This window comes from Algoriphagus antarcticus (assembly GCF_002150685.1).
Lineage (GTDB): Bacteria > Bacteroidota > Bacteroidia > Cytophagales > Cyclobacteriaceae > Algoriphagus > Algoriphagus antarcticus.
Genome location: NZ_MSSW01000027.1, coordinates 1 through 12,077 on the forward strand (window position 1 = coordinate 1; position 12,077 = coordinate 12,077).

At 41.8% G+C, this 12,077-nt stretch carries 16 protein-coding genes; 6 read left to right on the top strand and 10 right to left on the bottom strand.

All coding sequences use genetic code 11. The features are described 5' to 3' along the window. From BVH04_RS10160 to xerD, 5 genes are all read right to left on the bottom strand, one after another. Positions 1-539, bottom strand: a 539-nt coding sequence (locus BVH04_RS10160; RefSeq protein WP_116116520.1) for an alpha/beta fold hydrolase, incomplete at its 3' end; no start/stop codon positions are given. A 154-nt stretch (positions 540-693) separates the two neighbouring features. Beyond that, positions 694-1,566, bottom strand: a complete 873-nt coding sequence (locus BVH04_RS10165; protein ID WP_086541362.1) for a glycoside hydrolase family 16 protein — start codon at positions 1,564-1,566, stop codon at positions 694-696. Between the two features lie 142 nt (positions 1,567-1,708). Next, positions 1,709-2,350, bottom strand: coding sequence for a hypothetical protein (locus BVH04_RS10170; protein WP_140160567.1), 642 nt, complete (start codon positions 2,348-2,350; stop codon positions 1,709-1,711). A gap of 7 nt (positions 2,351-2,357) precedes the next feature. Next, positions 2,358-2,606 (bottom strand): hypothetical protein, encoded by a 249-nt coding sequence (locus tag BVH04_RS10175; protein ID WP_086541364.1) that lies wholly within the window; start codon positions 2,604-2,606, stop codon positions 2,358-2,360. Between the two features lie 125 nt (positions 2,607-2,731). Continuing rightward, positions 2,732-3,637, bottom strand: coding sequence for a site-specific tyrosine recombinase XerD (xerD, locus tag BVH04_RS10180; RefSeq protein WP_086541365.1), 906 nt, complete (start codon positions 3,635-3,637; stop codon positions 2,732-2,734). A gap of 130 nt (positions 3,638-3,767) precedes the next feature. Between xerD and aroQ the strand changes: the two genes are divergently transcribed. From aroQ to rnhA, 4 genes are all read left to right on the top strand, one after another. Then, positions 3,768-4,181, top strand: a complete 414-nt coding sequence (gene aroQ / locus BVH04_RS10185; RefSeq protein ID WP_086541366.1) for a type II 3-dehydroquinate dehydratase — start codon at positions 3,768-3,770, stop codon at positions 4,179-4,181. 11 nt (positions 4,182-4,192) lie between these two features. Then, complete coding sequence (locus BVH04_RS10190) at positions 4,193-5,248, top strand: aminotransferase class V-fold PLP-dependent enzyme (RefSeq protein WP_086541367.1); 1,056 nt, start codon at positions 4,193-4,195, stop codon at positions 5,246-5,248. Positions 5,249-5,510: 262 nt separating this feature from the next. Further along, positions 5,511-6,101 carry a MarC family protein gene (locus BVH04_RS10195; protein ID WP_086541368.1) on the top strand — a complete coding sequence of 197 codons (591 nt, stop codon included), beginning with the start codon at positions 5,511-5,513 and terminating at the stop codon, positions 6,099-6,101. Between the two features lie 36 nt (positions 6,102-6,137). Then, the gene (gene rnhA, locus BVH04_RS10200; protein ID WP_086541369.1) at positions 6,138-6,590 is read left to right on the top strand and encodes a ribonuclease HI; all 453 of its coding nucleotides are present in this window, start codon (positions 6,138-6,140) and stop codon (positions 6,588-6,590) included. 362 nt (positions 6,591-6,952) lie between these two features. On the opposite strand, the gene BVH04_RS10205 is transcribed toward rnhA, so the two are convergent. From BVH04_RS10205 to yihA, 5 genes are all read right to left on the bottom strand, one after another. Beyond that, positions 6,953-8,077, bottom strand: a complete 1,125-nt coding sequence (locus BVH04_RS10205) for a sugar phosphate isomerase/epimerase family protein (protein WP_086541370.1) — start codon at positions 8,075-8,077, stop codon at positions 6,953-6,955. 282 nt (positions 8,078-8,359) lie between these two features. After that, positions 8,360-8,833 carry a hypothetical protein gene (locus BVH04_RS10210; protein ID WP_086541371.1) on the bottom strand — a complete coding sequence of 158 codons (474 nt, stop codon included), beginning with the start codon at positions 8,831-8,833 and terminating at the stop codon, positions 8,360-8,362. 76 nt (positions 8,834-8,909) lie between these two features. Next, positions 8,910-9,218, bottom strand: coding sequence for a hypothetical protein (locus BVH04_RS10215; RefSeq protein WP_086541372.1), 309 nt, complete (start codon positions 9,216-9,218; stop codon positions 8,910-8,912). Positions 9,219-9,260: 42 nt separating this feature from the next. Further along, a complete protein-coding gene (locus BVH04_RS10220; RefSeq protein ID WP_086541373.1) occupies positions 9,261-9,710 on the bottom strand; it encodes a DUF5606 family protein in 450 nt (149 codons plus the stop codon). Between the two features lie 49 nt (positions 9,711-9,759). Further along, entirely contained in the window at positions 9,760-10,362 is a 603-nt protein-coding gene (gene yihA / locus BVH04_RS10225) for a ribosome biogenesis GTP-binding protein YihA/YsxC (protein ID WP_086541374.1), read from the bottom strand. A 124-nt stretch (positions 10,363-10,486) separates the two neighbouring features. Here yihA and ubiE point away from each other — a divergent pair, with 124 nt between their 5' ends. Next, on the top strand, positions 10,487-11,209 hold the full coding sequence (gene ubiE, locus BVH04_RS10230) for a bifunctional demethylmenaquinone methyltransferase/2-methoxy-6-polyprenyl-1,4-benzoquinol methylase UbiE (protein WP_086541375.1): 723 nt from the start codon (positions 10,487-10,489) through the stop codon (positions 11,207-11,209). Further along, positions 11,158-11,964 carry a type IX secretion/gliding motility protein PorT/SprT gene (gene porT, locus BVH04_RS10235; RefSeq protein ID WP_086541376.1) on the top strand — a complete coding sequence of 269 codons (807 nt, stop codon included), beginning with the start codon at positions 11,158-11,160 and terminating at the stop codon, positions 11,962-11,964. Before ubiE ends, porT begins: the two co-directional genes overlap by 52 nt. The last annotated feature ends 113 nt before the right edge of the window (positions 11,965-12,077 follow it).

The following is a 12,077-nucleotide window of genomic DNA, read 5'->3' on the forward strand; positions in this document are numbered from 1 at the left end:
TAATTCATATACTCTGACGCCAATTTCTCTCCATCCAAGCCTTGCTCGTTTAGATAAGCACTCAGCTGAGTAGCATTGTCCGTATCTACTACAGGATCTACGTAGATCATTCCTTCCACTTGACTTGGGTGTTCCTCCGCAAATTCTCGGATCAATAAATTCCCCCAATTGTTTCCGGCTAGGATATAAGGTGACTGGATGTTCATTTCTTCCAGCAGTGCTTCAAGTTCCTTGACTCGTGTTTCTACCGAAGGCATTTCGATAGAAGGCGATGACTCTCCCAGACCAGTTCGATCATAGGCGAGCACTGGGGAAAACTCAGCGATCTGCTCAAAAACAGCATTCCATATTTCTAAACTTTCTCCGCTTCCTGCTTCAAGAATCACAATAGGTTGATGTGCCTTGCGCTCCTCCAAACCTGAAGTTTTTGCCCGCATCTTATTTCCTTCAACAGAGATGAGTTGAATGTTATTTTGGGCTAAAAGGTGAGTAGATAGTAAAAAAGCTGGTAGTAATCCGAGTAAAAGCGACTTCTTCATAGGATTGTAGATTAGTTTGAACTAAAAGTTAACTAAAAAAGTCTGCTTATGAAATGCTGAGGTATGGATGTTTGCAAAATTTAACAAGTTGTCTTGCAGGGTCTTAGACATTGGCATTTACCCCTTCTATGCAAAAATGACCTCAGGATTGGTACTATTTCTTTCTATACCCCATCCAGTCCACTTCCAGCTCGAAGGGGAATTCAGGTTTTTCAAGTGAGTTTGGATTGCCTTCCACCGCCCAATCTTTGGTGTGCCAGAAGTTCATTCTATACTTGGAAGCATGCTGGGGAATCCCAAGTTGCGAACCCTGATAATCCCAAAGAACGACTGTGTCGGCAGTCTCGGGATGTAGCATCCACCAGCGGATCCTGTCACTTTCCCAGTCAAACCCATACGTATAAAACTGTGTAGAAGCATCGTAATTTTTGATCGCGGGAATGCTTTCGGGAATATTCTGCAAGCCGGTTAACGGTGTTGTTGTCCCATCGTAATTTGCTTTGGAGATCGTCTCGATGATTTTCCCCTCTGCCAGATTGATGATTCTGCCTATGCGCTGCAGCTTACCGTGCTCACCTGTCCAAGTCCCCATGTAGATAATTCTTGGATCTGCTATGAGCCACTCAAAGTCGATTTCACTCAATCCTTCCTTGTCGTCTTCTTGATAGGTGAAATAACCCACGACGGCTCCAATATTCTCTTGTTTTTCACTTACATCGGGGACTTTCAGCCGAGTCGAATAAGTTCCAAAATGCGTGAAATGCTTCGAAATAATCTCTGGTCCTTTTCCTGGCCCTGCTTTTTCTTCAGGATTCAATTTGAAAGAAAGAATGCTGGTTTCTGCTTCGGAGGGAGATGCAATCCCCATTTTATGTTTGAAATCAGCATGTATTCCCGTAGAACCATAGCGGAAATTCTTTGATTTTGAGAGAGAAAAGTCCTCTAAGAAAGATTTATGCTTCTTTTGGGATTCATTCGGAAATAGACTCAGCGCTACCATAAAGAGTAGAAGGAACAGATAATTCATGGTTTTGAAGATAAGTTTGAAAACTGTGCTTTCCTAAGCTCACCCTTGCGTACGTAGAAAAATAGAATTAATTCAAACTACAATCAATTGTTTGCTTGATGCTGTTCTAGCTACTTAAGTCTGGCGTCTAGCTACTTTAAAATCAGCACCCACAATCCTTCATCATATTTTTTATTCCTTTTCGTGTCGAGATTTCAACTGCCTTATATAAAGAACCGAAATTTAAATCAAGCGTTTCACCGTCACCGATGGGTATAGGAAATTCACTTATCGTGGTTTCGATGGCATAATCAGAAATAATATCGCCAGTGGCTGTTTCCATTAGGGCGACTCTGAGTAAGCTTTTGATCTCGGTATTAGTCTCCCAATAGCTAGGAGAGGCTATGTCAGCGGGATCGCTCCTTTCCCAGTTTCCTGTCCATGCCAATTCTCCCAAGCTAAGTCCCAAGAGATAAGGAATTCCCAACTCTAAATTAATATTTGCGCGTTGTACAGGATCATTTACATCCTTGATCCCAGCATTTAACAGCTCGTAATCCATTTGATCATAGATTGCCACTTTGGTAAATCCCTCCTCATGAAAGATTTCCACAATCATCTTTTCCAGACGATTTTGCTCGCCAATAGATAGTTTCCTGAAGCTTTCCTGCCAGTTGAGCGGAAGTAATAAAATCCCGTCTTCCTGCATCAGGCAAATATGACAGTTAATTCTTGGGTAAATTTTTGTAGAAGTGCAGGCGGAAAAGGCTAGTAGAGTGAATAGCAATATCAATAAGTTTTTCACAGTGGTATTATTGAGTATTCGCAACCTCACTTTTGGTTCTGTAGCTAGCCCATTTGCTGAGCAATCCAACAATAGAAATGAAGTGAATAATCATGGCTGAACCGAGGATTAAATCAGCGTTTGGCCGATCATTGATTTTGAAATATGCTCCGAAAAATACCATGCTTACACTGAGTAGCAATAAGCGAAACATTAATTTCTGACGCTTGGTGAGGCTATTCAGCTTTGGAAAAAGTTTGTACAGAAGAGTTATCATCGGACTAATTTACTTCATTAATTCAAATGTAGTAGAGATTTATTTGATCAGTTTCAAAGCCTTTCATGTTGGTATGCAGGTCTGAACAGTTGCTACTTAGTTCTTAATACTTTTTACATCAAATCTCATTTCCTAGGATGAAAATCAGTCAACACTTGCCTCAGATAATCCCGATCCAGATGTGTATAAATCTCCGTCGTCGTAATGCTTTCGTGCCCAAGCATTTCCTGGACCGCACGTAGATCAGCTCCGCCTTCGATAAGATGCGTGGCAAAGGAATGTCGAAATGTATGGGGACTGATGTTTTTATCGATTCCAGCTTGCTCGGCGGTTTTTTTGATAATCAGGAAGATCATCACTCGGGAAAGCTTTTTACCTCGTCGATTCAGGAAAACAAATTCTTCATGACCTTTGGCGATATTCTGATGCACCCGAACTTCATCTTTATAGATGTTTAGGTATTTCAGTGCATCCGTTCCGATTGGCACCAAGCGCTCTTTGTTTCCTTTTCCAGTCACTCTCAGGAATCCAACATCCTCGTAAACCTGCCCCTTTTTCAATTCTGTGAGTTCAGAGACCCGTAATCCAGAGCTATAGAGCATTTCCAATATGGCGCGATTCCGATGACCTTCCGACTCGCCTAGTGGGATAGCCTCCAAAAGTTGAACGATCTCTTGATAACTCAGCGTGTCGGGGAGTTTTCGGCCAAGTTTCGGAGCTTCCAAAAGCTGGGCAGGATCTTCGGTTATCCTATCCTCATACATCAGGTATTTATAGAAAGCTTTGATTCCCGAGATGATCCTGGCATGAGTATAATCCGAGATTTCAAGTTGAGCCAGTTCATTTACAAATCTTCGTAAATGCTCCAATTCCAAGTTTAAGGGGCTTTTCTCAGGGAAATTTGTTTCGCAGTACTTCGCTAATTTTCCCACGTCCCGAGTATATGCTTCGATAGAATTCTCGCTTAAGGAGCGCTCCAGCTTGAGGTAATGACGGAATTGCTTGATGTGGCTTTGCCAGACTTTATACATTGTAGGATTTAACAATTGCAAGATTGGAAAATTAGGTTGGAAAGATGGAATGTTCAAATGTTGGAAGGTTTTAACTTTCCATTCAGAAACCGATTACCTTTGAATAGAAATCAATAAACCGAATTATATTTTGAAAATCCTGATTATAAACGGGCCGAATCTAAATCTTCTTGGGAAAAGAGAGCCGGAAGTCTATGGCAGCACTTCTTTCGAAGAATATTTTGAGGAGCTGAAAAGTGCTTTTCCTGAAGTAGAACTTCATTATTACCAAAGTAATGTGGAAGGTGAGCTGATCAACAAGATTCATGAAGTCGGTTTTTCCTATGACGCGATTCTTCTGAATGCCGGTGGCTATACTCACACTTCGGTGGCGATTTCTGATGCCATCGCCGGTGTGACAACTCCAACGTTGGAGGTTCATATCTCAAATATTTATAAGCGGGAGGAATTCCGTCACAAAAGCATTATTTCCAAATCATGCGTCGGAATGATCTCTGGCCTTGGCCTGAAAGGCTATGCTCTTGGAATCCGCTATTTTCTATAACCTATCTACCTATGCTTACCTTCGCACCCGGGCCATCCAAGGTTTACGATGCCCTCCCTACTTATTTGCAAGATGCCTACAATGAAGGCATTCTGAGTGCCAATCACCGAAGCAATGCCTTCATGCATTTGTATCAGGAAACTGAGCAATTGATGCGTGAGAAGTTGCATATGCCGGATGATTACAAGTTGCTTTTTACTTCCAGCTCTACAGAAAACTGGGAGATCATCAGCCAGTCTATCGTGGAGCAGGCGAGTTTTCATATTTACTCTGGCTCCTTCGGTAAAAAGTGGATTGGCTTTGCGAAGCATATCATCCCTGCAACTGACGGACTGAAAATCGAAGCAAATGAGGAAATCAAAGTTGCTGATTTGGAGATCTCTGAGGACTTCGATGTGATCGCACTGACGCAAAATGAAACTGCCAATGCGACTCAGGTTACTATGGCAGTCATTGAGGGAATCAAAGAAAAGTATCCGGAGAAAATGATTGCAGTGGATACAACTTCGTCAATGGGCGGGATTGAATTTGATTTTTCTCTCGCGGATATCTGGTATGCTTCCGTTCAGAAATGCTTTGGCCTTCCAGCAGGTTTGGGGATATTGATCCTTTCTCCAAAAGCTATAGAAAAGTGTGAAAGCAAGGGAGAGAAAGGATTATACAACAGCCTGAGTTTTATCCTTGAAAATGCTGCTGGCTACCAGACACATTACACGCCAAATGTACTTGGGATCTATTTGCTCAACCGTGTTTTGAAAGATATGGAAGAAATCCAGCACATCGATGCTAATCTCCGTGAGCGCATGCAAAAACTGGAAAATGCAGTTGCTCAATCAAAGTCACTTCGAATGCTAGTGGATAATGCTGAGACAAGAAGCACCACTGTTTTGGCTGTGACAGGCCCTGAGGATTTGATTGCATCTGTGAAAAAGGATGCGGAAAAAGAAGGCATGCAGCTCGGATCAGGTTATGGCCCACATAAGCCTACCAGTTTCCGAATCGCAAATTTCCCTGCAATCACCAATGCTGAAATGGACAAATTGATTGCTTTTTTGGGTCGTTTTTAACCGCAAAGGACGCTGAGTTTCTCACAGAGAACGCAAATTTTTATCTTAAATCCGCCACTGTTCGTGTACCACGATCAGTAATTATAAAGTTCCAAGCCTGCCTGACCTTACTATTGGTCAGGTAGGCTTGGAACTTTTTTCTTTTCACGCAGAGTCGCGAAGTTCGCAATGAATATCGCAAAGGCTTTTTATTAACTATTTCATAATTCAAAAACTCTCAAGATTTTGGAAACCTCAACCGTTAATTTCCTACTTTCGCGGCATGTTTGATTTGAAGGAAATTCTCTCAGTTTCTCTGATCCTTTTTTCTGTGATTGATATCCTCGGTTCCATCCCGATTATAGTCAATCTGCGGCAGAAGGTAGGGCATATTCAGTCCGAAAAAGCTACGCTTGCTGCGGGTGTTTTGATGATACTTTTTCTTCTGGCGGGAAAGTCAATTTTGAGTTTATTCGGGATTGGCGTGGAGGATTTTGCGATTGCTGGTGCGCTGATCATCTTTGCGATTGGTGCTGAGATGATTTTGGGGATTGAGCTTTTCAAATCAGATCCTGATGCTAAAGCTGGGGCTTCCATTGTTCCCATTGCTTTTCCACTGATCGCAGGAGCGGGTACATTAACTACGATTTTGACGCTGAAAGCTGAGTTTGCGCAGCTCAATATCGCAATCGGCATTCTTTTGAATTTGGTGTTGGTATATATCGTCTTGAAAAGTACAGGTTGGCTGGAGCGGAAAATCGGTAAAACTGGTCTGGATGTCCTGAGAAGGATTTTTGGGATTATTTTGCTTTCCATCGCAGTTAAAATTTTCAAGACAAATGCCTTTCCGATAGGAGTGGCACCGGGTATTTAAACTGATTCTCTGACCTATTTTCACTTTCTTTGTCCCATGATTTCTATTTACACTGACGGTGCAGCCAAAGGTAATCCCGGTCCGGGAGGCTACGGTGCCGTTCTGAAATTCAACCAGCATCGCAAAGAACTTTCCGAAGGCTTCCGAAGAACGACCAACAACCGCATGGAGCTTTTGGCGGTGATCCGTGCGCTTCAAGAAATTAAATTGACGGGAATTCCTGTTCAGATCTATTCAGACAGCAAGTATGTGGTGGATTCGGTGGAGAAAGGCTGGCTTTGGAGTTGGCAGAAAAAAGGCTTCAAAGACAAAAAAAACCCTGATCTCTGGTTGCGTTATATCCCACTTCACCTGAAATACAAGCCAAAATTCATTTGGGTAAAAGGGCATGCTGGTAATATCGAAAATGAACGATGCGACGTGCTAGCAGTGCAGGCGGCGGAAGGGTTTGATCTAAAGCCGGATCAAGGGTATGAGGCTAGTTTGTGAGTTTTAAGCCCTATGTATGATTTTTTTTAGCTACGAAGAGCACGAAGAAGGCGCGAAGATTGAGACTGTTCCCACTTGATGATTGGATTTGAGAATTGGTCTTGTCCCATCAGTACAATTGGTCGGAAGCTTAATTGAATCCTGCATCGCCTTCAAATTACATACGACCGTTTGGTAGATGAAATTTTATCAATTGCTCCTATGGATCGAACAGATACACACACATTTTCTTGCTACCGACCAAGCGTTCCAATGGAACGTGTTCGGGTCAATATTTGCCCTTTCGCCAGTTTCTTTTTGAAAAAGATACTAGATAACGTTAGAAGCGTAAACTAATATGTGTTAAGAATTCATCTTTTATGTCAACCAAGCGAATCCATCGTCACCAACGGAATATCCTCACGATCCACTCCTAGAAGTGGCTTGTATTCAGATTCAGGATATGTCCAGCCTTCATTCCCCAGTTCGTAAAGCAAAGGCGCGAGGTTCTGCACTGCTGCTTTACAGCCTTGGACGATGGCTCCCATATTTCCTGTTTGCTTGGAGAGGACAGCTTCATTTTCTATTTCAAAGGGACCGGAGAATCCTTTCTCTTTCAGAATATTCACAAAAGCTCGCCAATCCATAGAATCACCTAGCCCAAAGCCTGGCAAAGTGGCTTCATAGTGATGTCTGTCCCAAGGATTGGTGCTGGAAGGAATGCCGAGTTTCTCAGCCCATTCAGCTTTGATTTCCTGCATAGGATACATATTTCCCCAGAAAGGATCGGGATTGTTTCTGGTGGATTTGACGTGAATTCTCTTTAGGCGATTCATATCGGTGTTTTTGATCACTTCCACTGGATCGGTGTGCTGCCAGACATCGTGCGAGGGATCGTAGATTTCCCCGTGGTTGGATTCAGGTACGAGTTCGTACATGATTTTTCGTGCCGCCAAAACTCCAGTCAGATTATTAAACGTGCCAAAGTGACCTGAACTTCTCCATCCTTCCATTGGGCAGTTTTCATAGACAACAGTCACTCCAAGGCTATTTGCATAGCGGATGATAGGGCCAAATATCTTTTGATATTCCAGCAGGTTTTTCTCAAACCCGCCTTCTTGGTATCCTAGCTCGTGATTGTACCCCACGAAAGTCCCTACTTTCACATCATTTTCATCTCCACCAAGCAAGAACGCCATTCGAATAAGTCTCAAAAGATGGTTTTGATTTTTGATCCGCTCCGCTAGCTCACCACCGATTAGATTTTCGAAAGCTCCTATGGAAAGTCTGAGTTTGACACCGTTGAATTTCTCAATCAGTTTTTTAGCGTCTTCTGAACCGAAATTCTCATAATCCAGATGGGTAGCTACAAAATCATCGCGTGTCCCGTCTTTCCGGAAAACGCAAAGATCAAGACCTTGAACGCCAATTTCTAATGCTTTTTCTACCGTTTGATCTAGGTTGAGTTGGTCAAAAGCGGAAGTCATGATCCAGATAGGGTTTGCCATGTTGGGGAGATTTAGGATTTATAGAAAAAGGAATATGGATTATCCGCAATGCGGCCAGAAGCCAAAACTTCTTTGCTTTTACGGACGAAAGATCGAAGACGGTTGACACGCCACAGCGCGCAGGCCGAAGTGGCCTAAATGTCTGAGAGTGAAGCTTATTCTATGATGCTTATTTCATTTTACTGGCAGAAAAGCGGATATTCAAAAAAAGGAAATAACCAGAAACTTCTTAAAAGGAGTAGGCATTTCTTTTGTGAGAGAATTAGGTTGATTTCTTGATAATCAATGAACGAACGTGACGAGGACTTTTTGAGTGCCAAAGCCAGGAAGCACGACATTTTGTGAAAGCACGAGCTGACTAGAAGTTATACTTTCTACAATCAAATTACCCTCAGTTCCAGGCACTTCTATGATGTCAGTATCCACTGTTAAGACTTTGGTAGATTCATTATAATTCCAAGTAAAATCCACTGTTTGTGGCTCCGAATTATCGCATTTGGTAGCTCCTGAGTCCACTACTCCGGTACTGATGCTTGTTTCGTAATTAAAAGTAACTAAGTTATCCTGAAGGCAGGCATCTATAAATGAGATCACACTGACGCCATTGGACGTGGCCATACTTAGCTTCCATGGAATACCAGAGCCGATAATCTCAGCATCTGTTTGATTAGGATCTTTATCTTCATCGCTACATGATCCTAACATTACTAGGCTAGAGAATGCCACTAATAAATTGAATTTGAATAATGATTTCATATATAAAATTGATTTTAAGAGAAAGTCTAAAATAATGAAAATTGAGGTGAGTAGGCCTACTTATTGGTAAAGTGCTTTACTCGTTTGCAGAATACCTTTTTCTGATTTCCACTTTTTGCTTTTGGCGGTTCCAAAGAGCCATAGCTAAATCAGTAGCGACTTGGTCAGGTTCGGACTCATGTAGGATTTTTTTGAGCTTTTCCTCTCCCAAATCAATTCTGTAGCAAATCTGTAGTAAGCGCTCAAACTCCCGATCGAGCATGTATGAAATCACTTTGGTAAGTGTAGCGATGACTTTTTCTTCATCAGACTCCACTACGTTTTCTGGAAAGTCAAAATCCTTTCGCAGTAATATAAAAGTTTCTAGTGATAGGGTTTCACTCATGCTACTGCCAAAAAAGCCCCGAGTTGAATCGGGGCTAAGTTATTATTTATCTGATTTGTCTTCAGACTTAGTCTCTTCTGGTTTTTCTTCTTCGGGTTTCTCAAGCACTTCAGGAGCTTGTTCTCGTAGTAGATTGTACCAAGTGATCAGCTTCTTGATATCTGAGGTGTAAACTCTCGCTTCATCTACCTCCGGAAGGATGTGCTTCATGAACGCTCTCAGCTCAGAATCATCAGGATTTGCATCTAGGCCCAAGTCACCTTGGAATTCGGCTTCAATCTTTTGCATCACAGATTTTAGGGGCTCAGCGCCCTCTTCTGTCAAGGTATAGATAGAAATGTCACTTAAAATAGATACACGCTGGGACATGCCGGCAACGAGTTTAGTTTTCTTGGCATCCATGCTCTCTAGGATCACTCCTGTGCGTGAAGGCTTCAAAACTTTGAACAAACCGGGTTTACCGGCTACGGTGGCAAGATCTTTAAAATTCATTTGGTTTATTTTTTCGAGGATGTAAATATAGGAGTATCAATTAAATGATTCACCTAACTTCATATTCTGTTAGTAGTTCTTCGATAAACTTCGTCAGTTCCGCTTTGCCAGTGCTTGCTTCTGCACTTGTCACAAAGTAATCCGGTTCTTCTTCGAAGATTTCTTTTGTCTTCTTCAAAAATTTCTGGATGTTCTGATCAGTTTTCGACTTGGACTGTTTGTCAGCTTTAGTAAAAACCAAGGCCGTAGGAACACCCTGGCTTCCACACCAAAGCAAAAATTCCAAATCAATCTGCTGAGGTTCTAATCTGCTATCGATCAGCACAAACACACCGCAAAGATTCTCTCGTTTTGTTAGGTAAGTAGTGATCATACTTTCCCATCCCTGCTTCACTTTCAGGTTTACTTTGGCGAAGCCATAGCCTGGAAGATCGACCAGATACCATTTATCATTGATCAGGAAATGGTTGATCAACTGGGTTTTACCTGGTTTTTGAGAGGTCTTTGCCAAGCCTTTCTGGTTGACAAGCATATTGATCAGAGAGCTTTTGCCCACATTTGACCTGCCGATAAAAGCAATCTCAGCACGGTCTGGTTTTGGACAATTTCCAGGATTGGAATTACTGATTACAAAGGTGGCTTTCTGGATCATTTGCTAGTATTTGTCTGCAAAAGTACGACATTATCCGAAAAGCGAAGGATGAACCCGAAGTGTAACAATTTTCCTTTCCTCGTGTTTCTTCCCTATTATTGCTTTTTCATAGACAAGAATTCTGATGGCCGTAGTACCTTATAAAGACAAGCAAGACTCCAAAAAAGATCAGGTAGCTGAGATGTTTAACAATATCTCTGGCAAATATGATTTGCTCAATCACGTGCTCAGCATGGGAATTGATATCACTTGGAGAAGAAAAGCAATTAAATATCTGAAAGAAGATCAGCCAAAATTGATCTTGGATATCGCTACGGGTACGGGAGATTTTGCGATTGAAGCACTTTCACTGAACCCTGACAAGATCATCGGAGTGGATATATCCGAAGGAATGCTGGAGGAAGGCCGTAAGAAAATGAAGAAAAAAGGTCTTGAAGATAAGATCGAGCTTCAGCTTGGTGATTCTGAAGGCTTACTTTTTGAAGATAATAAGTTTGATGCGGTCATCGTTTCTTTTGGAGTTAGGAACTTTGAGAATCTTGAGAAAGGATTGGCGGATATGTATCGGGTGCTGAAGCCAGGTGGTAAAGTGGTGATTTTGGAGTTTAGCAAGCCAAGAAAAGCTCCGATGAAGCAGGCATATGCATTCTACTCCAAGGCTATTCTTCCTCAGATTGGCAGAATTGTATCTAAGGACAATTCTGCTTATACTTATCTTCCTGAGTCAGTGCAGGCCTTTCCTGATGGAATGGATTTCCTGAGAATTATGAACAACGTCGGATTCACAAGCAACCTATGCAAACCACTTACATTTGGAATAAGCTCAATCTACGTAGGAACAAAGTAATCCTATCTGGTTTAGCTTTTTTCTTAGCAGCGATCCCAACGTTCGGGCAGGGAATGTTTGGCTTGACTTCATCGTCCGGATCAGACAATAAAACCCTTTCTTATGGGTTTTTCCTTGCGGCTCACAACAGCACTCTTCAACTCAAATACACTGATGCGTTTTTGAATCCAACTAGTACAAATGACTTCTCAAATGTCAGAAGTATTCAACCAAAATTTTCACCGGGATTTTCTCTGGGATTTATTGGAATACTGAGATTTCATGATCAGGTTTCTTTGATGTTTTCCCCAAAGGTTGGGTTTTACGAATACAAAACCGAAGTAATTTACTTCAATGAGTCTTTAGATCCAGGTCTTATTCAGACCCCTGGTGATGCAGAGATCTCTGGTGAGGGAGGAATAGTAGAATATAGTTCGGAAGCTACCATGGTAGAATTGCCACTGCTTTTCAAATACCGATCTGTACGCTTTAACAATACGAGGATGTACTGGGTCGGTGGAGCTAGCTATCAGTTTCGTACCAAAGGCCAGGATGAAGCCAATGTGGATGATATCGTGATGACAGGCCAAGATGTCTCGATAGAAGCTGGAATGGGTTTCGAGATTTATTTCAAATACTTCAAGTTTGCCCCAGAGATTCGATTTTCACACGGTCTGATGAATGCTTATCAAGCAGAAAACTCTCTTCCTGAACTTCGAGATGCCATTTCATCTATCAAAAGAAATAGTATTACGCTTTATCTGAATTTCCAGTAAAGGTGATTGGGAAAATGCAAGAACTTGTCTGGTATTGATGATTAAAAAATTAGGTTAATTTCATCCTCCCACTTGATCCTTGAAAATTGTCAATTGATAATTTTTCTATCTTT